Source organism: Peribacillus sp. NPDC097197, from assembly GCF_050278025.1.
Taxonomy (GTDB): Bacteria; Bacillota; Bacilli; order Bacillales; family DSM-1321; genus Peribacillus.
In genome coordinates this window covers 431643-452871 of sequence record NZ_JBNNST010000002.1, presented here as the reverse complement: position 1 = coordinate 452871, position 21229 = coordinate 431643, and the positions used below count along the sequence as shown (strand labels likewise).

Here is a 21229-nt window from a genome sequence, read left to right as displayed (position 1 = left end):
TTGGCGAACCAATCAGGGGCCCTTTAGGGCCTGGTCAGTAATAAAGGCTTTCAGCCGCAGAGAAAACCACCCGTTATCACGGGTGGTCGTTATTTGCTTTTTTATGTTTTTATTGAAAGGAGATCTTCCTATCGGATTATTTGCCGGGTAACGGCTTTAGAGATATACTTATAAAGGATTACTTTTATGGAGGTTTAAATGATGATTAATGAAGAACGGTTAGTTAGTGAATTCTTTGAATTGGTGCAAATTGATTCAGAAACTAAAAATGAAGCAGCAATAGCTAAAGTTTTAAAAGAAAAATTCACGGCACTTGGCGTGGATGTTTTTGAAGATGATACAATGTCTGTTACGGGTCATGGGGCTGGTAATTTAATTTGTACGCTGAAAGGCACGAAACCTGGCGTAGATACCATTTATTTCACATCACATATGGATACGGTCGTACCAGGTAACGGTATCAAACCGTCTATTAAAGATGGATACATAGTGTCAGATGGAACGACGATTCTAGGGGCAGATGACAAAGCAGGTTTATCTGTTATGTTAGAAACGTTGAAAGTGATTAAGGAGCAGAATATTGAGCACGGAACAATTGAGTTCATCATTACCGTTGGTGAAGAATCAGGGTTAGTAGGAGCAAAAGCTCTAGATCGTTCTCTTGTAACGGCAAAATACGGCTTTGCTCTTGACAGTGATGGTAAAGTTGGGAATATCGTCGTTGCTGCCCCTACTCAAGCCAAGGTAGCTGCAACCATTTTAGGCAAGACCGCCCATGCTGGCGTAGCTCCTGAAAAAGGGGTTTCTGCCATTACGATTGCTGCCAAAGCCATTTCAAGAATGCCTTTAGGCCGCATTGATGATGAAACGACAGCCAATATCGGACGTTTCCAAGGTGGACAACAAACGAATATCGTTTGTGATCATGTTGAAATTTTATCAGAAGCAAGATCATTGGTTCCTGAAAAAATGGAAAAACAAGTAGCAAGAATGAAAGAAGCTTTCGAGACTGCTGCCATCGAAATGGGCGGACGGGCCGAAGTGAAAGTCAATGTCATGTATCCAGGCTTTAAATATGGAGCAGGTGACCATGTGGTCGAAGTTGCAAGAAAAGCGGCAGAGAAAATTGGCCGTCCATGCGAATTGGTGAAAAGCGGCGGCGGTAGTGATGCAAATGTAATTGCTGGATTTGGCATTCCTACGGTTAATCTAGCAGTCGGCTATGAAGACATTCATACAACGAATGAAAGAATTCCAGTGGAAGAATTGACAAAGTTGGCTGAAATGGTCATCAGTATCATTCAGGAAGTTTCCGCAGAATAATTACGCGAAGATGGATGAAGTAGTTTCCCGAGAATATCGTAAATTGGCGTGTTAGCCACCAAAAAACCGAATATATGTAGTGTGTAGCGAATATTGGAAGTCACTTGTCACATTAATAATGATCCAAAAAAACTCGTTCATCTTTAGTGGACATAAAAGGGCTACAGGAATATATGTACAGTCATCAGTAATATGATGACTGTTTTTCTTAGAATGAAGCACTACTTCAATGGTTATCAAGGTTAGATTGGGGTATCTTAATGAAGAAGATTTAGTTTATATGCACCCGATTTCCTGAGATTTGTACCCACAAGGATGTGACAGTCACATGAAGGATATGTATCCTAAAAATGGAAAGGTCATTCTCCATGTAGACATGAATAGTTTCTATGCATCTGTGGAAATGTCCTATGATGAATCATTGAAAGGGAAGCCATTAGCGATTGCCGGTAATGTTGAAGAAAGAAGGGGAATCATCGTTACCTGTAGTTATGAAGCTAGAAAATATGGGGTTAAAACGACCATGCCCATTTGGCAGGCCAAAAAAATATGCCCTCAATTAATCATTAAAAAGCCGAATTTTGAGCGATATCGAAAGGCTTCCCTCGCCATATTTGAAGTATTGCGGCAGTATACGGAAATAGTTGAACCTGTTTCCATCGATGAAGGGTATCTGGATATCAGTGAGTGTGCAGAATGGGGTTCACCTTTGGAAATTGCCAAAAGTATTCAAGAGCGTATATATAATACAATGGATCTTCCTTGTAGCATTGGCATCGCCCCAAATAAATTTTTGGCTAAAACAGCATCGGATATGAAAAAGCCGATGGGGATCACGGTTCTAAGGAAAAGAGATGTTCCCAAGGTTCTCTGGCCCTTACAGGTGGTGGAGATGCATGGGATTGGCGGTAAAACGGCAGAAAAACTCCAGACAATCGGTATCCAGACAATTGGAGACCTTGCCAAGGCCAACGAAACCCAGTTAAAACAGTTGCTAGGGATAAATGGCATCCGTTTGAAGGAACGGGCTAACGGAATGGATTCGCGACTTGTTGATCCAGAGGCCATTTTTGACCATAAAAGCATTGGGAACTCGACAACCCTGCCTAAGGATACTACCAATCAAAGAGAGCTGGTCGGGGTATTGGAGAAGCTTTCGGAAAAAGTTGCAGTACGTTTGAAGAATAAACGTTTGCTAGGTCAGAAGATTGGAGTGACCATCCGTTATAAAGATTGGAGGACCATTACAAGAAGTAAGATGGTTTCCAATCCATTTTTTGAAAAAACGGATATTTCGGATTGGGCTACTGAGCTGTTTTTGAAGAATTGGAATGGAGAGGCCATTCGCCTGTTAGGTGTAACGGCTTATGATGTCATTGAAAAAGAATCTGCATTCAAACAACTCGATATCTTTTCCTTTGAAGAGGATGCTGACAAAGAACCTTTATACGAAGTGATGGAACACTTGCAAAATAAGTATGGAGAAAATATTATTAAAAAGGGCCTTACTTTGAAAGAACGGTCAATTGGTACGAATACCAGTTTTAGCAAAGACTTTTTTGAGCGAACCAGAAGTAAAAATGGACTAAGGTGACATACATCCAAATGAAGGGAAGGTAATCATGACAAAACAACAAATTGGCGTTATCGGACTTGCTGTAATGGGTAAGAACCTTGCATTTAATATCGAAAGCAGAGGGTATTCAATTTCCGTGTATAATCGTTCCGCTGCAAAGACGGACGAAATGATGGAAGAAGCGAAAGGCAAAAATGTAGTACCGGCATATACGCTTGAAGAATTCGTGAATTCGCTTCAAACACCAAGAAAAATTCTATTGATGGTAAAAGCGGGTGCCGCTACGGATGCAACCATTGATCAACTTAAGCCGCTTCTTGAAAAAGGGGACATCGTCATTGATGGCGGGAATACGTTCTACAAGGACACGCAGCGCCGCAATGAGGAATTGAGTGAACTTGGTATTCATTTCATTGGAACTGGTGTCTCAGGAGGGGAAGAAGGAGCCCTGACTGGTCCTTCCATCATGCCAAGCGGGCAGAAGGAAGCATATGATTTGGTAGCTCCAATCTTGAAGGATATTTCTGCCAAGGTTGATGGAGATGCATGTTGTACATATATCGGACCAGGTGGTGCCGGACATTATGTGAAGATGGTGCATAATGGAATTGAGTATGGTGATATGCAGCTGATTTCGGAATCGTATTTCCTTTTGAAAAATCTTCTGGGTCTGTCCGCTGAAGAATTTCATGAGGTGTTCACTGAATGGAATAAGGGAGAGTTGGATAGCTATCTTATTGAAATCACTGCTGACATTTTCAAACGCTATGATGAAGAGACAGGTAAGCCCATGGTCGATGTCATTTTAGATAAAGCTGGCCAAAAAGGTACAGGTAAATGGACGAGCCAAAGTGCACTGGATCTTGGTGTACCACTTCCAATCATAACGGAATCCGTTTTTGCACGATACATTTCAGCCATAAAAGAAGAGCGGGTAGAAGCAAGCAAGGTCCTCAGCGGTCCGGAAGCTAAATTTACCGGTGATAAAAAGGCTTTGATTGAAAGCATTCGCAAAGCGCTTTATATGAGTAAAATTTGTTCGTATGCACAAGGCTTCGCTCAAATGAAGGCTGCATCTGAAGAGAATAACTGGAACCTTCAATATGGGGACATCGCGATGATTTTCCGTGGGGGCTGCATCATCCGTGCTCAGTTCCTGCAAAAAATCAAAGATGCATATGATCGCGAAGCAAACTTGAACAACTTGCTTCTAGATCCTTATTTCCAAGAAATTGCCCAAAATTATCAAGGAGCTTTGCGTGAAGTGGTCTCTACCGCTGTGTTGAACGGCATTCCAGTTCCTTGCTTGTCTTCTGCACTCGCTTATTTCGATAGCTACCGTACAGAAACGCTTCCGGCCAATTTAATTCAAGCTCAACGCGATTACTTTGGGGCACATACGTATGAACGAATCGATAAAGAAGGTACCTTCCACACTGATTGGATGGACAAATAAATGTAGGAGGCAGGGGCTGTCTAATAAGTTCTTATTCCAGTGAATTTCGCAAAAACAAAGAGGCAGAAATGTTGTTAAATCAACGTTTCTGCCTTTTACTATTTATTCAATTTCGGTGTAATTACACCTTTTGGGACAGCCCCTGTTTTTTTGTGCCTTTTTAACGCAGAATGTTCAGATATAGATTCGTTAAAGATTTTTTATAAAAAAGGTTATCGAATTGATTGTAAGGAAGAGTATAGTCTTAAACCATGGAAGGTCAAACAAGTAGGATCATATATCCCTTTATATAATCTTTTATAAATAGATTCAGTTGATTTCTCTTGATTACTTTTTTCACGAAACCACAACCGCCTGCTTTAATCAAAGGGTTTTCTTCTCTTCTTTTGGAGTCATATATTCTTTTCCTAGACTGAAAGGATTTGAAAAAAAACAATTTAATTGGTTCTTTTTGAGATTTTTAGCGTTATTCAACCTCACTAAAAATGCGAAAGTCTTTGATAGGACCTTCGCAGAATGATTTAGTCTTTATAGTCGTCATCGAAATAATTATAACTTTTTAAAACCAAGCGCCTTTTTATTATTTTTTTAATATTATAAAAAACCAATAGAGTTCCTATTACATCTATTTCGTTGTAATCACGTACTAAATTAAGGACTGTTTGATATTCGTGAGACACTATTTTTTCTATCATTTCAGCATTTCCCCCTTAATGTTTTTGTCAATATTAATTTGAGTCATAGTATATTAATTCTGATGGATGCCCACATTAAATTGTACATATAATGTCTTTCAAGTTCTGTTCGCAAAATTTATAATTGTTCAAGATTAAAATGAATTTCCTTAGCTGCTTCCTTGGCCACTTTTTTTGCTTCTTCTTCCACATCAGAGGATGCCAAAACGTAACCATAACGGTCTCCCATTGATAATGGTGGCCGTAATATCTTTCCTTTACGAGGTTTTATAAAAACTTCTTGTACTCCAGGATATTTACCAGCTCGGTTCTTGCCCGTTACTTTAACTAACTTCCCCATAGTGTCTACAGTTATATAATGTACATATACGTATTTGCTATGTTTCTTAGTAAGATTAGGTTTATTTCCTAGAAATAATTGAATGGTTTCTTCTACTAAATTAATTCCATATCCTACTTCAATGATTCGATTCATGGCACCTCCGGAAATCCTAGGATTTATTTCTATTAATTTCCATTCACCTTGTATTAGTCGCAATTCTAGATGACATGCGCCATTTTTTATTTGAAATGCCTCTACAATGTTACTTACTGTTTCATAAATACCATCATAAAACTGTTTTTCCATATGTGGTAACAAACTATAACCCGTTACGATAAAGCGTTTTTCGAACGTAATTTCTTGTTCAATAACGGCAACAATATAAACCTGTCCATCTTGCACTAATGTTTCAACTAAATATTGTGGTCCTGTTAAATATTCCTCCAATAAAATAGGTGAATTTTCATACTTTCTTATTAGATTTTTCATTGATTTTCTTAATTGAGATTTGTTATTTGCCAATAGAACATCTTTTGATCCAGCTGATATAGGAGATTTCACAATCAACGGTATATGTTTATTTTGTTCCTTAAGAAAGTCCTTTAGGGCATCTTCTGGATTATAAATTTCAAAGTAAGGCGAAGATGGAAGGCTCTTAAGAAGATTCCTTGTTAAAATTTTATCTTCCATGCTCAGAATTTGGTTTGAAGGAACAGTGCTAGTACAAAATATTTCCGCTAAAGCCGCTGCAACATTTACATAAGGATCTATGAAACTTAAGATTGCATGTATTTCCTTTCCTTGATTTTGTAATTTATAGATTGTTTCTTTCAATGTCTGATGATTAGATAACTCTGTCAATATCATTTGATGGACATCAGGAAATTCTAATCTTTGCTCAAGGAATTTTGGTCTATTCGTTAATAGCACGGTAAAATAACCAAGACGCTCTGCAGCTTTTAGAGCTTCTCTGCTTGATCCTGATTTATTGGAGCCAATAAAAACAATTGTTTTCATAATTTATTTTATCCCACCTGTGTTTGCTGTTTTATATTTACTTTAATAGAATATATATTTGGGACAATGATTGTTCTTAATAAGTCAAAAAATAGGAATAAAGACAGGCCTAATTTAATAATTATTGAGGAAAGCATTAATAAAAGGTGGGATGCAACTATTATGACCTTAATTGGCATGCTTCATCATCGGGCGGATCCACTAAAAGTGAGGAGAGCCTATGCTTACTCAGTTGTAGCAAAAGCAGAAGGGGTAAATTTCTTTTACTTTACGCCAGGGCAAGTAGATATAAAAAATCAAACAATTAATGGGAAAATTTACGAGAACGGAAATTGGATTGAAAAGAAATTTCCTTTTCCTGACGTCATCTATAATGCTAGCTATCCCTTAACTGAAAAAGGTGAAATAATCGTAGATTATTTATCCGAGATCATTCCGTTTACAAGTCATTCTGTTGGGGATAAATTACATGTATTTAAGCAAATTAAAAAAGGGAAATCATTTGAACAATATCTTATACCCACTAATGAATTAACCAAAGTTAATAGGTTAATGAAAATGGTCCATCTTTATCCCAAAGTGATTATCAAACCATTGTCTGGACATCAGGGCCAGGGTATCGTTTTTATTGAAAAAGAAGGAACTGAAAAATACAGAGTGAATGAAGCTGGGAAAATCTCTATTTATAAAAAACAAGAATTGATCGAATTTGCATCTCATAAAATTCAAGAACAAGAATATTTAGTTCAACGTTTTATTTCATGTCAAATTAAATCCGGTCAGGTATATGACTTACGATTGCATGTACAAAAAAATGGAGAAGGAAAGTGGGTCATTACCGCTATTTATCCACGTGTAGGAACCCTAGGAAGCATTACATCAAATATGGGTAGCGGTGGTTATACTTGTTATCTTGATATTTTATTGAAAAATGAGTTTGAAGATTCCTGGTTTGATATAAAAAAAACGCTTGAACATTTCTCAATAAGTTTTGCTACCCACTTTGATTCTTTATATGAAGATGTATCGTTTGATGAATTGGGCATTGATGTAGGAATTGATGAGAACCAAAAATTGTGGTTATTTGAAGTAAATTGGAGACCAGGGGCACCTATGATATTTAATTGTGAATTAGATGTAGCAAGAAATACGGTTCTTTATGCTAAATATTTGGCTACTAATAGTAAACGTAATATCTCTGATTAAGATATTTACGCTTTTCTACTTAATATTTTCCCCTACAGATAGACAGTAAAAAAAGGACATGATGGAGGGTGTTCTTAAAAGTCTATCTGGGAGGGGATTTTCTGTGGCCAATAAAGGGCGTCGTATTCAAAAGGTATATTATGTGTATTCATATACATATAGGAGAGTACTTTCCATTAGTCAGTTTTGTGAACGGTTTGAATTAAATATCGTAGCTATCCATAAAAAATCCATATTTCAGCTATAAACGAATGAATGACAAGGACCTTTTCAAGTATCCAAGGTTGGGCGTTTTATGCCGCGGTTTTGCTTTCTAGTATTACTGTAGTCAACACTGCAGTGCCCAATACTAGGAATTAACTAACATCCAATGTTTAATTCCTTCAAACCGATGTTAGCGGTGCCCTCTGTTTGATGAACTCTATTGGAGGTGAACACCGTATGATATTAACATTCATTTATTGAACAACAATCCATGCGGTAGAGATGGTAATATATGTATAATTATAAATAGGAACTTTGCATTTTTTATTTTTATGAAAAGAGTAGTATGATTTATTTTATTCATCCTTGTAGTTTAAACACCTTTGAATGAAGGTATGGTCTAGTAAATGTTAGCTAAGAGCGTAGGAGATAGCAGGCAAGAGAGAAAAGGAGCGGGTGACTAATGTATATCATCTGGCTGGCTTGCAGAAACCGGATTATCGAACGATTAATCGATTTCGCACACAACAAATGGAAAAGTTCCTTCCGAAACTTTTTGAAGAAATGATTCATCAACTAATAGAAGAAAAGCACATCACTATGGAGAATTACTTCCTAGACGGAACAAAGATTGAAGCAAGCGCAAACAAGTATTCATTTGTGTGGAAAAAAGCGACGACAAAGTTTGAGGCGAAGCTACAAGAAAAAATTGAAGAAACGTACCAACAGATTCAGACCATTACAGATGAAGAAGGGCATGAACTGTCTGCTCAAGACGAAACGTCCTTTTTAACGGCAGAGGAAAAACTAACTCAAATAGAAAAAGCATTAGTGGAAAAAGTTGAAAAAGAAACGAATGGTATCCAACTTGAAGAAGATGTCCAGGTACGAAAAGAAAAACGACGGGAACTCAGTCCGGTTAAGAAACTATTGAAATTAGTGCGCGAAGACTTAGGTCCACGATTAGTGAAATTTAAACAACAAAAAGCTCTATTTGGCGATTGAAATAGTTATTCTAAAACTGATACGGATGCGACATTTATGCGGATGAAAGATGAACATATGAATAACGGACAACTAAAACCTGGTTATAATATTCAAATGGCAACGGAAAATCAATTCATTCTTTTTTATACGATACATCAGCGCCCAACTGATACACGGTGTTTTAAGCCCCATATAGAGGCACTGAAGAATACATCGCTACCATTCCATTCCCGAAAAACGTCATCGCAGATGCCGGCTATGGCAGTGAAGAAAACTACCTCTACTCTTTGGAGGAAGAATTTGAAGCTTTGATTCCTTACAATACTTTTTTAACGGAACAAAAACGGAGCTATAAAAAAGATATTCGTCATGCGAGTAACTGGGCATATGATGAACAAAAGGATGAATACACCTGTCCAAATAACCGTAAGGTTTTATTTAAGCGTTACTCGACCCGTACGGATAAAAATGGATTCACACGTGACTTTAAAATTTATGAATGTGAGGATTGTACGGATTGCCCATTAAAATCTCAATGTACAAAGACGGCAGGAAATCGCCAAGTGCATGTTAATCCAGTTTATGAAGAACTAAAAGCGAAAGCAAAAGTGAACCTTTGGTCTGAATCGAATGCACAACTTTACGCTCGACGAAAAATCGAGGTAGAGAGTGTTTTTGGTCATATCAAGGGCAATAGGTCGTTCCGTCGCTTTTCGCTTCGGGGCTTAGCGAAAGTCCAAACGGAGTTTGGCATCGTAGCCATGGCACATAATTTACTGAAGATAGCTGGATTACGTCAGCTACTTTCAGTAAATTAGTATAAAAATAGAAAAACGGGTGAAGAAAAACAATTGTTTTTCTTCACCCGTTTTATTTTAGGGACTTATTAGACAGCCCCTTCTTCTACTAACGTCGATGCTCAACAAGGTCAATGACCCCTAATACAACATGTGCCAAACCGAAACCAAAAACGGTATTAGCAACCATCTTGTTTGAGCCACGGTTCTGCTTCATGGCATAACCTGCAGCAGTTACGGCAGTTCCTAACGCTGTTGGAATTAACCCTTCACGAACTTCCATCGTAAAATCCCTCCGCATCGGTTAGTAGTGGTATTCAGATAAAGAACACCATTTATATTGTTACCACAGCTTGACGTTATCATTCGGCTATACGGAAAAAGGAGAGATGAAATAATAAACTGAACTCAATGAAAAAATGGGTACTTGGTATATTTCTTTTTTATGCCGAAAGTAGTAAGATTTATAGCAACCATCTTTAACAGTTTATGTACCTGTATAAAATGTATGGGATGATGATCGTATAAGTGAAGCAAGAAAAGGAGTGGTTGAATTGATGCACTTCATCTGGATGATCGTAGCCCTTGTTTTATTTTTTGTGGTTATTGAATCAAGTGTGACTTTTTGGCTTAATCATGGAACAGATTCAGAATCGAAGGATTTTATCCATGCCATTCGAGAGAAAATCATCAAAAAGAGTGCCTCATAAAATAGAGAAGAGGATGCAGGTTCACTGCATCCTCTTATTAGTTTACTGATTAATTCTTTTTTCTTTTTCGATTTGCCACCAAACATGTCCATCTTCTGCTAAAAGCTCATCGGATGCTTTTGGTCCTGTCGAACCCGCTTCATAATTGGGGAAAGAGGCTTCTTTCGTATTTTCCCAGGCATTCGAGATGGTATCGACAAACTTCCATGAAAGGGCGACCTCATCCCAATGTGTAAAGTTTGTGGCATCTCCACGCATGCTATCAAATAAAAGCTTTTCGTAAGCTTCAGGTGAATTGATATGTTCGATTCCTTTGTTGGAGACCGTCAACTTCACTGGCTTCGTATTCATCGTCGTTCCAGATTTCTTCACATTTAAGTAAAGGGAAATACCCTCTTCAGGTTGGATATGGATGACGAGAAGGTTTGGTTGCAAGGTTTCTTCGGTTTTGTAATAGAGATTCATTGGAATGTCTTTAAATTGAACAACGATCTTCGTTGATTTTACATCCATTCTTTTACCAGTACGGATATAAAAAGGAACACCCGCCCAGCGGAAGTTATCAATCATCAATTTACCCGCAACATAGGTTTCTGTATTAGATTCAGGATCGACATTCAATTCATCACGATAAGCAGGGAGTGTTTGTTCCCCTACCGTACCTGAGCCATATTGACCACGGACGAAATATTCTTTGACTTCGTCCACTTTCATTTGTCGGAGTGACCGTAATGCTCGGACCTTTTCGCTGCGGACTTCTTCTGTAGTCAAGGCAATCGGAGGTTCCATGGCAAGCAGGGCGACCATTTGCAATAAATGGTTTTGGACCATGTCCCGTAAGGCGCCACTCGTTTCATAATAACGCCCACGTTCCTCGACACCAAGTGTTTCACTTGAAGTAACTTGGATGTTGGAAATATAACGGTTATTCCATAGTGGTTCGAATAAGGCATTGGAAAAACGGATGACTTCAATGTTTTGTACCATTTCTTTGCCCAGGTAGTGGTCGATTCGATAAATTTCATCTTCAGCAAATGCGGTACGTATTTGCTCATTCAAGATTTGTGCTGTTTCAAAACTGTGGCCAAATGGCTTTTCGATGACAAGGCGTTTGTAACCCTTGGTATCGGTCAAGCCTTGGGCTTTTACCTGTTCGGCAATGGTTCCGAAAAACTCCGGTGCCATCGCTAAATAAAAGATACGATTGCCTTCCAGATCATACTGGCCGTCTAAATTATCAGCAACCTGCTTTAATTGTAAATAGGACTCTGAACTAGTTACATCATGTGAATGATAGTGGAAATGGGAAACGAATTCATCGACCTTTTCCTCCGCATGTCCAAATGTCAGGATGGAGTCTTTTACACTTGCTTGAAACTCAGTATTGGTTAATGGCCTTCTGGCGACACCCACCACTGCGAATTTATTGATTTTTTCCTTTTGGAATAGTCGATATATCGAAGGAAACAGTTTTCGTTTCGCTAAATCTCCGGTAGCGCCAAAAATCATGATTAATGCTGTAGGTTTATTTTCTGTCATGTTAGAACCTCAACTTTCTGTAATTTCTGTCTTAAAGTTGGATATGTACTAATTCTTAATTTTACGGTTAGCTTTCCCTCAAAGCAATCTATTTGCGCATTTTTTCGTAATTTCATTAAAATCTTCAAAGAGACCGAATTTTAAAAGTTGAAAAATGAATCAGGGCCTCTGTTATGCTATAGTAAGGTATAAAGTTTTTGCAACGGAGGTAGGAATGTGGATTTTGTTTTTTTAGGAACGGGTGCTGGTGTTCCGGCAAAGGCGCGTAATGTGACGGCAATCGCCCTTCAATTATTAGAAGAACGGGGAAAAGTATGGCTTTTTGATTGCGGGGAAGCGACACAGCATCAAATTTTAAAAACGGCGGTTAAACCACGTAAAATTGAAAAGATTTTCATAACGCATTTGCATGGTGACCACATCTTTGGTCTTCCTGGTCTTTTAAGCAGCAGGTCTTTTCAGGGTGGAGTCGAAAAATTGACGGTGTACGGCCCAAAAGGCATTGATGCTTATATCACGACGAGTTTACAAGTGAGTGCCTCTCATTTGAAATATCCATTGGAAATCATTGAAATTGAGGAAGGCGTCATATTCGAAGATGACCAGTTTACCGTGACGGCCCTGGAACTTGATCATGGCATTTATAGTGTCGGTTACCGAATCGTGGAAAAAGATCGGCAGGGGAGTTTACTGGTTGACCAGTTGCGTAAACAAGGAGTGCCACCGGGTCCCCTTTATAAAGCATTGAAAAATGGGGAATCGGTCCGTCTTGAAGATGGCCGGACCATTAATGGGAAAGACTATCTTAGTGCACCACAGAAGGGCAGAATTATTACGATACTTGGTGATACTAGGGTTTGCGACAATGCCCTCGTCCTTGCCGACTCAGCTGATTATCTCATCCATGAAGCAACCTTTTCTGCGGAAGAAACGGAATTGGCAACGGCCTATTTCCATTCAACTACTATACAAGCGGCTGAAACTGCCAAAAAGGCGGGGGTTAAGCACCTTGTTTTAACACATATCTCCTCACGCTATACTCTTGAGGATGCAGAACGGTTAAAAGAGGAAAGTAGTGCAATCCTTTCGAATACAACCATGGCAGAAGATTTATTGTCGATTAAAATCCCTTTATATGTACAAGAATAGGGAAATCATTACGATTATTTGGTATAATAGTTCAATTGCTTATTGGATATAGGAGGGTGAAAAAATGACTGAACAAAATAATTTACATAACAAGGCGATGGATTTTCTTTTGAAAACAAGTCGTACTTTTTTTATCCCTATTAGTTACTTGCCATCAGGATTACAGGAAGCCATTGGTTCGGCATATCTTTGCATGCGGGCCATTGATGAAATTGAAGACCACCCGAATCTAGGTGCCGAAGATAAAATCGCCCTATTGCAGGCTGTTAGCAGCCTATTGAAAACCGATTATCGTAAAGAGGACATCCAGGCTGTTTTTGAACCATATAAGGATGTGCTTCCGGAAGTGACCTTGCAACTTGGAGATTGGATGGATTATTGTCCTCCAGGTGTGCTTGGTAAGGTCCTTGAGTCTACCAAGGAAATGGCTGAAGGCATGGCGAAGTGGGTTTCGAAGAATTGGCAAATACATGATAAGGAAGAGCTTGATGAGTATACCTATTATGTCGCTGGTTTAGTTGGGGTGATGCTCTCTGATATTTGGAAATGGTATGATGGAACAGATACGGATCGCAATCTTGCCATTGCATTTGGACAGGGCCTTCAAACGGTCAACATCCTACGGAACCGTGAAGAAGATGCAGAACGCGGCGTGAATTTTTATCCGAATGGATGGGGCTTCAAAGAGATGCTGAGCCATACAGAATATAATCTTGAATTGGCGGATAGGTACATTGAAGACATCGAGACAAAGGATATTGTCCATTTCTGTAAAATTCCTTTGGAATTGGCTAAAGCTACTTTGAAGGCGTTAAAAGAAGGAAAAGAAAAAATCGATCGGTCAACGGTTACCACTATCGTAAACCAGGTCGTCGATAATTAAGAAGAGCCAGCTACTGTATAAAGTTTATACAACTTTATACAGTAGCTTTTTTATTACTTCATAAATGTAATCGTAAAATTCTAAAAATTTAAAAAATACATTGGAATAGCGGCAGTAAACGATTATAATTTAGTACATAAAAGCGGAAAAGTTGACTTCGTTAGAGAGACAGAATTTAAAAAAAAGAGAAAAGCGGAGGAACATTATGAAAAAGAGATTATATTCAACGGCAGCCTTGACCCTGATTACTGGAATTTTACTTGCAGGGTGTGGAAATGAAAACGAGAAAGACTCGGCAAAAAACGAAAGTGATAAGGATGCTTTCAAAGTCGGAGTGACACAAATCGTTCAGCACGATTCATTGGATCAAGCATATGAAGGGTTTCAGGCTGCTTTGAAGGATAGTGACATTAAAGCAAAGTATGATCTCCAAATTGCTCAGGGCGATCAAAACAACAGCCAGACGATAGCGAATAACTTTGTCGGGGATAAAGTGGATTTGATTTTTGCTAACTCGACGCCAAGCGCTTTAAGTTCATTGAATGCGACTAAAGATATTCCAATCGTCTTCACTTCTGTAACTGATCCAGTAGCTGCGGAACTTGTTACGTCCATGGAGAAACCAGGTGGAAATGTGACAGGTACGACCGATTCTCATCCGGATGCCATCAAAAATTCCATGAAGTTCCTGGCAGAAGAGCTTGGAGCGAAAACAATCGGGACGGTTTACAATACGGGCGAACAAAATTCAGTCGTTCAAATTAAAAACGTGAAAGCGGAGGCAAAAAAAGCGGGCTTGAAGGTCGTGGAAGCATCCGTCTCGACTTCAGCCGAAGTTAAGCAGGCAACGGAATCGTTGATTGGAAAAGCGGATGCTTTCTATATCATTACGGATAATACAGTAGTTTCAGCATTAGAATCGGTGATTTCGGTAGCGAATGACCAGGATATCCCCTTATTTGTCGGGGAACTTGATTCCGTGAATGCAGGCGGTTTCGCAGCATATGGCTTCAGTTACTATGATATTGGCTACGAAGCAGGCCAGAAAGCGGTAGAAATATTAAAAGATGATAAAAAACCGGGTGATATCGCGGTTCAATATCCTCAAAAACTAAAATTGGTGATTAATGAAACAGCTGCAAAGGAAATGGGTGTTGAAATAAAAGAAGAATGGAAAGCAAATGCTGAGTTTGTTAAATAAGCTTTTGCGATATTCCAGGGAAGGAAGATAAAAATGCCAACAGCCATATTTAACTCTTTTGAATCTGGAATGATCTATGCGATCATGGCACTTGGAGTCTATTTGACATTCAGAATTCTCGATTTCCCGGACATGACGGTCGAAGGTAGCTTCGTGACAGGAGCTTCTGTCGCCGCTATTATGATCGTCAATGGTTTCTCGCCGATTATGGCCACGTTTTGCGCCATGCTTGCCGGATTTGTGGCAGGGACGATGACAGGGCTGCTGCATACAAAAGGGAAGATAAATCCGCTTCTTGCCGGTATTTTAATGATGATTGCGCTCTTTTCCATTAACTTAAGGATCATGGGGGCTTCGAACATTCCCTTGCTTTCTCAAACGACGATTATTACGAACATCTCAGAAGCATGGTCTCATACTGGTTTGGATCAAATGTTTAATGGGATTTTTTCAATCATTGGCCTTGGTGATAGTTTGCCAAAAACATGGGGCATTCTCATTGTCATGTTTATTGTAGTAGTAATGATTCAAATGGGGATGTCCGCCTTTTTAAAAACGGATGTAGGCCTTGCGCTTCGGGCAACTGGTGACAATGAAGCGATGGTCAAGAGTTTTTCCGCTCATACAGGGAATATGAAGATATTAGGCCTTGCCATCGGGAATGCCCTAGTTGCTTTCTCTGGTGCTTTAGTTGCCCAGTACAATGGTTTTAGCGATATTGGGATGGGAATCGGGATCATCGTAATCGGTCTGGCCTCCGTCATCATCGGGGAAGCGTTATTTGGCGCAAAAACGATTGTACGCGCCACGCTAGCTGTCATTGGGGGAGCCATCATATATCGTATCGTCGTTACATTGGCGCTACGTGTAAAATTCCTTGATACGGGTGATGTGAAATTAATCACTGCGCTTATTGTAATCGGTGCCTTAGTCATCCCGCAAATTTCCGAAAAACAAAAAGAAAAAGGTCGTAAGAAAAAAAGACTCAAAGAATTGCAACTGCGCCGTATTGAGTCTACAAAGGGGGAAGAGGAATTTGCTGCAGCTAAATCAGATCTATAAGGTCTTCAATGAAGGGACTCCGGATGAAAAGCTTGCCCTTGGCAATCTGGATTTACAGCTGTCAAAAGGTGAATTTGTAACGGTCATAGGCAGTAATGGTGCTGGGAAGTCCACGTTGATGAATATGATTTCCGGTAAGACCCTTCCCGATGCTGGTGATGTCATCATTGATGGCCAAAATGTATCATCGATTGAAGAACATAAGCGGGCGAAAATGATTGGGCGGGTTTTCCAGGACCCCATGCTCGGAACGGCCCCGCACATGACCATTGAAGAAAATATGGCCATCGCGTATGGCAGGACGAATCGAAGGGGTCTTGGCTTTGGGGTAACGAAAAGACGGAAAGAGCTTTTTAACGATAGCCTGAGTACACTCCATTTAGGATTGGAAAATCGGATGAATGCAAAAGTGGGGTTATTATCGGGAGGGGAGCGTCAGGCATTATCGTTATTGATGGCGACCTTCACCGATCCGAAAATCCTGCTTCTCGATGAACATACAGCTGCTCTCGATCCATCCAGGGCAGAGCTTGTTACAAGCCTGACGAAGGAAATTGTTGAAAAGAACCGGTTAACTACATTGATGGTGACTCACAATATGCAGCAGGCCATCGATCTTGGTGATTCTTTAATCATGATGGATAAAGGCCAAATCATTTTCGAGGCAAGAGGCCCGAGAAAACAGGCACTGACTGTTGATAAGCTCTTGAATGAATTCCAGCGTATCAAGGGTGAAAAAATGCTAAATGACCGTGCGGTGTTGATATAAAGGAAAGAGGCCTAGCGCTCAAGGTGAATGACCTTGGACCGAGGCCTCTTTTTTGGGCGGAATCGGAAGGGTTTACTATCGGGTGACTGAGTCTCGCCTTACGGAAGGCCAAGATAACGGGTTGACTGCAGAGGACAGTGGACGTTCGTAGAGAATAATATCAGCAAGGTCCTCCTGCTTAATCGCTATCAGCAGTGCTCCAAGGAGAATTGTCATCTTTTTTGGTTCCAAAAAAGTTTTTCATGAAGGACTTTTTCTTTGTTTTTTTAGCGGCGGCAGCTTCTTCGGTAGCGAGATAAAAATCTGCTGGTGGAATGGTGGCTGCTTCTAATGCTTCAATACGGGCTTCAAGTTTAGTGACGAGCTTATGCATGTCTTCCATTTCACTTCTATGCTGTAATAGTTGATAGGAAACAACGTCATCCGCTTTTGTTTTCAGACTTTTTTCGAGCCTGGAGACTCTTTCGTTTAGGTGATCTTGTCCTTTTTCCGACTCAATAGGTTGTTTAACAGTGGCCTTTCTGGTCTTCTTTTCTGAAATGCTCACCTTTTGTAAGACCACTCCCTCGTTCAGCTGGTCTTGGATTTTCCTCAATAAGTCAATATCTTCCTCCGAAAACTGGTAATGACCTAGCTGATTCCGTTCTACTTCCATGTTCAATTGGGTAACCCAGCGTTGAATGGTACTATGAGAAACGTTCAATAACTTGGCAACTGCACTTGTATTCATCTAGATTCCCCTCCTTTTGGTTGTAGAATTCTAGATAAAAGAAGCGATTCCTTTGCCGTTGACAAAACAAGTACTGATTCGCCAAAGATAGTGGATTTCCTACCTGTTTTTGCTGCCATGTCGATTTTATTTACCGGTACCGTCGTATTTCCAGTGGGTGTTCTTCCCGACGTAATATAATCATTTTGATGGGGAAAACGTATTTGCCAAGTAAGCTGGATAAGCGGGAAGGCGATTTAGAAATATTCCATTTGAAATATGGGTTAATTAATCAGGAAGAATGGATGACAGGTTCTCTTCGTTATCTTAGTCATGGCCATTTAGACACAATAGGCTGTTAACTCCCATTTGGGAGTCAACAGCCTGTTTACTTATTATTATTGGGGAACTACATATTTAGCCAGCTCTTTACTGATTTGATCTCCCATTCGCTTGGATTGTTCGGTGGCTTCTTGAACACAGGAGATAAATGCTTCTTGTACATGATGGGCTTGAAGTGCTTTCAGGCCAGCTTCAGTGGTCCCTCCCGGTGAAGTGACTTCTTTTCGCAGTACCGCTGGTGTTTTTGGCGATTTCTGTAGCATTTCGGCTGCACCGGTTAAAGTCTGAAGGATTAATTGCTTTGCTGTTACGGCATCAAGGCCAATGGATTCCGCGGATCTTTCCAGAGCTTCGACCAAATAATAAATATAAGCGGGACCGCTTCCGGATAAGCCCGTTACGGCATCAAGCTGTGTTTCTTCGACAATGGCAACCGAGCCCACCGTTTCGAAAAGTGTGATGGCCGTCTGCAATTGCGATTCAGTTGTATGTGCATTGGCCGATAGGGCAGTGGCTGACTGTCCGACGGCTGCCGATGTATTAGGCATAGCTCTTACGATGGCGACCGGTTTGGCTGCAATCCCTTCAAGACTTGCCGTATGGACCCCTGCCACAACGGAAATGAACAGCATATCTTCCCGGATGTATTCCTTTATGGATTGCATCGTGGTTAAAATATCTTTTGGCTTTACTGCAAGTACTACTATGTTTGCATTCTCTAGTAGTTGCGGAAGAGACCGTGTTGGGGTAATCCCATATTGTTCTGTTAGATAAGTGAATCGTTCATCATTTTTTTTGTTGGTCACAAAAATGTCAGTCGGGTTTATTACTTGCTGAGTGACCAAACCGGAAATGATTGCTTCCGCCATTGATCCAGCCCCGATAAAAGCTATTTTTTTCATTTCACTCACTCCTTTAATGCATACTAGTAACGGTCAGTTTTCCCAAATAAAATAAAAAAGACCCCTCATCCAATAAAGGACGAAAGGTCTGGCTTCCGTGGTACCACCTTTGTTCAACTCCTACAAAATAAAAAGGAAGTTGCACTTGAATCCGCTAACGTGGGATGAACGTCAGTTTTACTGAAGGCTCATAAGGTAGGTTCAATAATAGAGAGGACGGTGAAGCTTTTCAGCACATTTAAGAACTTCACTCTCTTTACGCCATCCATTATTTACTTGGCCTCAATCATAGCCGTGCCGTCTTTAATTACTTGTGATTATGAAGGATGCATGAGTACTCTGTCAATAGTAATATATGCTGAGCCTTAAAATATAGTCGTTAATTATGTGAAAATAATGACAATGTTCAGGATTATATGTAAAATAGTGATTACATACACAGTTTTCTAGTAAAATAAGGAAATAGCAAATTTTACGGATATATAAGCTTATTTAAATATAATATTAAGGTGGAAATAGACATGGTGAATTGGAATGGGGATATCGCAAAGCTTTCTCTGCCGACGCCGTTTGCAGTGGGCGATGTAAATGTTTACATAGTTAAAGGAGATGCCTTAACTTTAATTGATACGGGGGTTAAAACCGTACAATCAAAAGAGGCACTGAATGCTGGACTTGGGGAATTAGGGCTGCAACTATCTGATATTGAACAAATAATCTTGACGCATCATCATCCAGACCATGCTGGTGCACTCGATTTCTTCGATAAGAAAGTCCCGGTGTATGGTCATAAAAACAATCAGCGGTGGCTGACTCTAAGCGATGAGTTCCTTGACACCCATAATTCTTTCTTTCTAGACTTTGCAGGGAAATTGGGCGTGGCTGAAGAATTGAAACATAGATTGACCCATGACAAAGAAGAAATCCAATTCCTTAGTAAAAGGAACATGCAAGCACATTTGGCTGAGGGTGACGAACTTCCGGGCCTTCCAGGATGGCGAGTGATCGAGACTCCTGGTCATGCGCAAAGCCATGTTTCCTTTTATCGGGAGAGTGACGGCTTAATGATTGCAGGAGACCACTTACTTGCAAGAATTTCGCCTAATCCATTAATGGAGCCACCCTTGATTGTGGGTGGCGTTCGTCAACGGCCATTGCTTCAATACAATGCCTCCCTTCAAAAACTATTAGACTTTCCGATTTCTAAGGTTTATTCAGGACATGGGGGAGAAATTGATGGAGAGAAAGTGTCCGATTTGATTCGATATAGATTTGAGCGACAGCATAATCGGGCCATGCAGGTGAAAAGCATGCTCCAAGAAAAACCTTTAACGGGATTTGAAGTGTGTCAGCGTCTCTTCCCAAAAGTTTATCGTCAGGAAGTCGACTTGACACTCTCGGAAACGGTCGGTCAGTTGGATTATCTGGAGGATTTGGGTGAAATCGAATTGGAAATGCAATCGGGTGTCATTTTATATTCAAGTGCGACGACAGTTTCTAAGGGGATAATCTATTGAGTAAATTAAGCGGGAAAGTCATTGTCATTACCGGGGCTTCGGGAGGAATTGGAAAGGAAATTGCGATTCAATCTGCCCGACTTGGGGCAAGACTCGTTCTTTTGGCAAGGAGCCTGGATAAATTGCAGACTCTGAAGGAGAGCCTGACCAGCCAATACGGGGTCGATGTTTTTGTATGGAAGTTGGATGTTTCCGATACAGAACAAGTGGAAAGGGTCTTCGTTGACATCCACGACCAGGTCGGCACCGTGGATGTGTTGGTCAATAATGCCGGGCACGGCACGTTTAAAGAAGTCCTTGATACGGATTTAGAAGAGAGTAAAGGGATGTTTGCTGTCAATGTAATCGGCTTGATGGCCTGTACGAAGTTTGTGCTTCCACATATGAAGCGCAAACAAGCGGGCCACATCATTAATATTGCGTCACAGGCAGGAAAAATTGCAACACCTAAGTCCACACTTTATTCGGCCACTAAATTTGCGGTGCTTGGTTATTCGAATGCTCTCCGGCTTGAATTGATGGAAGACAACATTCATGTGACCACCGTCAATCCTGGACCGATTGAAACCAACTTTTTTACTATAGCGGATGAATCCGGGACATATATGAAGGGCATTAAGAAATTCATGCTTAAGCCTGAGGATGTAGCAGCCAAAATCGTTGCTGCCATGCTAACTAATAAACGGGAAGTCAATCTACCCGCCTGGATGAATATGGTGAGTAAGTTTTATACCTTGTTTCCAAGAATCACTGAGACCGTTGGGAAAAAAGCATTTTTTAAAAAATAGATACTTCTAATATAAGTGAAGATTACTATTTTAATAAGAAATCAAGGGGAGTGTCATCTGACATTCCCTTTTTTT

At 40.1% G+C, this 21229-nt stretch carries 19 protein-coding genes and 1 pseudogene; 15 read left to right on the top strand and 5 right to left on the bottom strand.

Annotation, left to right across the window (positions count from 1 at the left end; genetic code table 11):
• Positions 1 to 201 precede the first annotated feature (201 nt).
• The 3 genes from ACQKL6_RS04640 to gndA all read left to right on the top strand — a co-directional run bounded on the left by ACQKL6_RS04640 (position 202) and on the right by gndA (position 4355).
• Positions 202 to 1323, top strand: coding sequence for a tripeptidase T (locus ACQKL6_RS04640; RefSeq protein WP_402956969.1), 1122 nt, complete (start codon positions 202 to 204; stop codon positions 1321 to 1323).
• A gap of 328 nt (positions 1324 to 1651) precedes the next feature.
• Positions 1652 to 2917 carry a DNA polymerase IV gene (locus tag ACQKL6_RS04635; RefSeq protein WP_427650667.1) on the top strand — a complete coding sequence of 422 codons (1266 nt, stop codon included), beginning with the start codon at positions 1652 to 1654 and terminating at the stop codon, positions 2915 to 2917.
• Between the two features lie 28 nt (positions 2918 to 2945).
• On the top strand, positions 2946 to 4355 hold the full coding sequence (gene gndA, locus ACQKL6_RS04630; protein WP_427650666.1) for an NADP-dependent phosphogluconate dehydrogenase: 1410 nt from the start codon (positions 2946 to 2948) through the stop codon (positions 4353 to 4355).
• An 813-nt stretch (positions 4356 to 5168) separates the two neighbouring features.
• Here gndA and ACQKL6_RS04625 read toward each other — a convergent pair.
• Positions 5169 to 6389, bottom strand: a complete 1221-nt coding sequence (locus ACQKL6_RS04625; protein WP_402986164.1) for an ATP-grasp domain-containing protein — start codon at positions 6387 to 6389, stop codon at positions 5169 to 5171.
• A gap of 162 nt (positions 6390 to 6551) precedes the next feature.
• Between ACQKL6_RS04625 and ACQKL6_RS04620 the strand changes: the two genes are divergently transcribed.
• The 3 genes and pseudogenes from ACQKL6_RS04620 to ACQKL6_RS04610 form a co-directional block, all read left to right on the top strand.
• Positions 6552 to 7595 (top strand): YheC/YheD family protein, encoded by a 1044-nt coding sequence (locus ACQKL6_RS04620; RefSeq protein WP_427650665.1) that lies wholly within the window; start codon positions 6552 to 6554, stop codon positions 7593 to 7595.
• A gap of 660 nt (positions 7596 to 8255) precedes the next feature.
• Positions 8256 to 8804: a transposase gene (locus ACQKL6_RS04615; RefSeq protein ID WP_427650664.1), complete on the top strand. Its 549-nt coding sequence runs from the start codon at positions 8256 to 8258 to the stop codon at positions 8802 to 8804.
• A gap of 69 nt (positions 8805 to 8873) precedes the next feature.
• A pseudogene (locus ACQKL6_RS04610) lies at positions 8874 to 9574 on the top strand (transposase); the annotation flags it as partial.
• A 118-nt stretch (positions 9575 to 9692) separates the two neighbouring features.
• Here ACQKL6_RS04610 and ACQKL6_RS04605 read toward each other — a convergent pair.
• Positions 9693 to 9866, bottom strand: coding sequence for an asparagine synthase (locus ACQKL6_RS04605; protein WP_402869352.1), 174 nt, complete (start codon positions 9864 to 9866; stop codon positions 9693 to 9695).
• 271 nt (positions 9867 to 10137) lie between these two features.
• On the opposite strand from ACQKL6_RS04605, the gene ACQKL6_RS04600 reads away from it, so the two are divergent.
• A complete protein-coding gene (locus tag ACQKL6_RS04600) occupies positions 10138 to 10293 on the top strand; it encodes a hypothetical protein (RefSeq protein ID WP_402986157.1) in 156 nt (51 codons plus the stop codon).
• Positions 10294 to 10335: 42 nt separating this feature from the next.
• On the opposite strand, the gene zwf is transcribed toward ACQKL6_RS04600, so the two are convergent.
• On the bottom strand, positions 10336 to 11832 hold the full coding sequence (zwf, locus tag ACQKL6_RS04595) for a glucose-6-phosphate dehydrogenase (RefSeq protein WP_427650663.1): 1497 nt from the start codon (positions 11830 to 11832) through the stop codon (positions 10336 to 10338).
• 216 nt (positions 11833 to 12048) lie between these two features.
• Between zwf and rnz the strand changes: the two genes are divergently transcribed.
• From rnz to ACQKL6_RS04570, 5 genes are all read left to right on the top strand, one after another.
• Positions 12049 to 12981 carry a ribonuclease Z gene (rnz, locus tag ACQKL6_RS04590; RefSeq protein ID WP_427650662.1) on the top strand — a complete coding sequence of 311 codons (933 nt, stop codon included), beginning with the start codon at positions 12049 to 12051 and terminating at the stop codon, positions 12979 to 12981.
• Positions 12982 to 13045: 64 nt separating this feature from the next.
• The gene (locus ACQKL6_RS04585; RefSeq protein WP_402869344.1) at positions 13046 to 13864 is read left to right on the top strand and encodes a squalene/phytoene synthase family protein; all 819 of its coding nucleotides are present in this window, start codon (positions 13046 to 13048) and stop codon (positions 13862 to 13864) included.
• A 205-nt stretch (positions 13865 to 14069) separates the two neighbouring features.
• Entirely contained in the window at positions 14070 to 15065 is a 996-nt protein-coding gene (locus ACQKL6_RS04580; RefSeq protein ID WP_402869342.1) for an ABC transporter substrate-binding protein, read from the top strand.
• Positions 15066 to 15098: 33 nt separating this feature from the next.
• Positions 15099 to 16127 carry an ABC transporter permease gene (locus tag ACQKL6_RS04575; protein WP_427650661.1) on the top strand — a complete coding sequence of 343 codons (1029 nt, stop codon included), beginning with the start codon at positions 15099 to 15101 and terminating at the stop codon, positions 16125 to 16127.
• Positions 16102 to 16896: an ABC transporter ATP-binding protein gene (locus ACQKL6_RS04570; RefSeq protein WP_402869338.1), complete on the top strand. Its 795-nt coding sequence runs from the start codon at positions 16102 to 16104 to the stop codon at positions 16894 to 16896. The genes ACQKL6_RS04575 and ACQKL6_RS04570 overlap by 26 nt, the downstream gene beginning before the upstream one ends.
• Before the next feature lie 178 nt (positions 16897 to 17074).
• Here ACQKL6_RS04570 and ACQKL6_RS04565 read toward each other — a convergent pair whose 3' ends face one another.
• Complete coding sequence (locus ACQKL6_RS04565; protein WP_402869337.1) at positions 17075 to 17626, bottom strand: MerR family transcriptional regulator; 552 nt, start codon at positions 17624 to 17626, stop codon at positions 17075 to 17077.
• Between the two features lie 203 nt (positions 17627 to 17829).
• Between ACQKL6_RS04565 and ACQKL6_RS04560 the strand changes: the two genes are divergently transcribed.
• Positions 17830 to 17967 (top strand): hypothetical protein, encoded by a 138-nt coding sequence (locus tag ACQKL6_RS04560; RefSeq protein ID WP_427650660.1) that lies wholly within the window; start codon positions 17830 to 17832, stop codon positions 17965 to 17967.
• Positions 17968 to 18003: 36 nt separating this feature from the next.
• On the opposite strand, the gene proC is transcribed toward ACQKL6_RS04560, so the two are convergent.
• The gene (gene proC / locus ACQKL6_RS04555; RefSeq protein ID WP_427650659.1) at positions 18004 to 18849 is read right to left on the bottom strand and encodes a pyrroline-5-carboxylate reductase; all 846 of its coding nucleotides are present in this window, start codon (positions 18847 to 18849) and stop codon (positions 18004 to 18006) included.
• A 521-nt stretch (positions 18850 to 19370) separates the two neighbouring features.
• Between proC and ACQKL6_RS04550 the strand changes: the two genes are divergently transcribed.
• Both ACQKL6_RS04550 and ACQKL6_RS04545 read left to right on the top strand, forming a co-directional pair.
• On the top strand, positions 19371 to 20366 hold the full coding sequence (locus ACQKL6_RS04550; protein ID WP_402869333.1) for an MBL fold metallo-hydrolase: 996 nt from the start codon (positions 19371 to 19373) through the stop codon (positions 20364 to 20366).
• On the top strand, positions 20363 to 21154 hold the full coding sequence (locus tag ACQKL6_RS04545; RefSeq protein WP_402869331.1) for an SDR family NAD(P)-dependent oxidoreductase: 792 nt from the start codon (positions 20363 to 20365) through the stop codon (positions 21152 to 21154). Before ACQKL6_RS04550 ends, ACQKL6_RS04545 begins: the two co-directional genes overlap by 4 nt.
• Positions 21155 to 21229: the final 75 nt, after the last annotated feature.

What these genes read in the sequence shown, in the direction of transcription:
- ACQKL6_RS04640 (WP_402956969.1), top strand. Translation starts at nt 202, where the DNA reads ATGATTAATGAAGAACGGTTAGTTAGTGAATTCTTTGAATTGGTGCAA.
- ACQKL6_RS04635 (WP_427650667.1), top strand. Translation starts at nt 1,652, where the DNA reads ATGAAGGATATGTATCCTAAAAATGGAAAGGTCATTCTCCATGTAGAC.
- gndA (WP_427650666.1), top strand. Translation starts at nt 2,946, where the DNA reads ATGACAAAACAACAAATTGGCGTTATCGGACTTGCTGTAATGGGTAAG.
- ACQKL6_RS04625 (WP_402986164.1), bottom strand. Translation starts at nt 6,389, where the DNA reads ATGAAAACAATTGTTTTTATTGGCTCCAATAAATCAGGATCAAGCAGA.
- ACQKL6_RS04620 (WP_427650665.1), top strand. Translation starts at nt 6,552, where the DNA reads ATGACCTTAATTGGCATGCTTCATCATCGGGCGGATCCACTAAAAGTG.
- ACQKL6_RS04605 (WP_402869352.1), bottom strand. Translation starts at nt 9,866, where the DNA reads ATGGAAGTTCGTGAAGGGTTAATTCCAACAGCGTTAGGAACTGCCGTA.
- zwf (WP_427650663.1), bottom strand. Translation starts at nt 11,832, where the DNA reads ATGACAGAAAATAAACCTACAGCATTAATCATGATTTTTGGCGCTACC.
- ACQKL6_RS04585 (WP_402869344.1), top strand. Translation starts at nt 13,046, where the DNA reads ATGACTGAACAAAATAATTTACATAACAAGGCGATGGATTTTCTTTTG.
- ACQKL6_RS04580 (WP_402869342.1), top strand. Translation starts at nt 14,070, where the DNA reads ATGAAAAAGAGATTATATTCAACGGCAGCCTTGACCCTGATTACTGGA.
- ACQKL6_RS04575 (WP_427650661.1), top strand. Translation starts at nt 15,099, where the DNA reads ATGCCAACAGCCATATTTAACTCTTTTGAATCTGGAATGATCTATGCG.
- ACQKL6_RS04565 (WP_402869337.1), bottom strand. Translation starts at nt 17,626, where the DNA reads ATGAATACAAGTGCAGTTGCCAAGTTATTGAACGTTTCTCATAGTACC.
- proC (WP_427650659.1), bottom strand. Translation starts at nt 18,849, where the DNA reads ATGAAAAAAATAGCTTTTATCGGGGCTGGATCAATGGCGGAAGCAATC.
- ACQKL6_RS04550 (WP_402869333.1), top strand. Translation starts at nt 19,371, where the DNA reads ATGGTGAATTGGAATGGGGATATCGCAAAGCTTTCTCTGCCGACGCCG.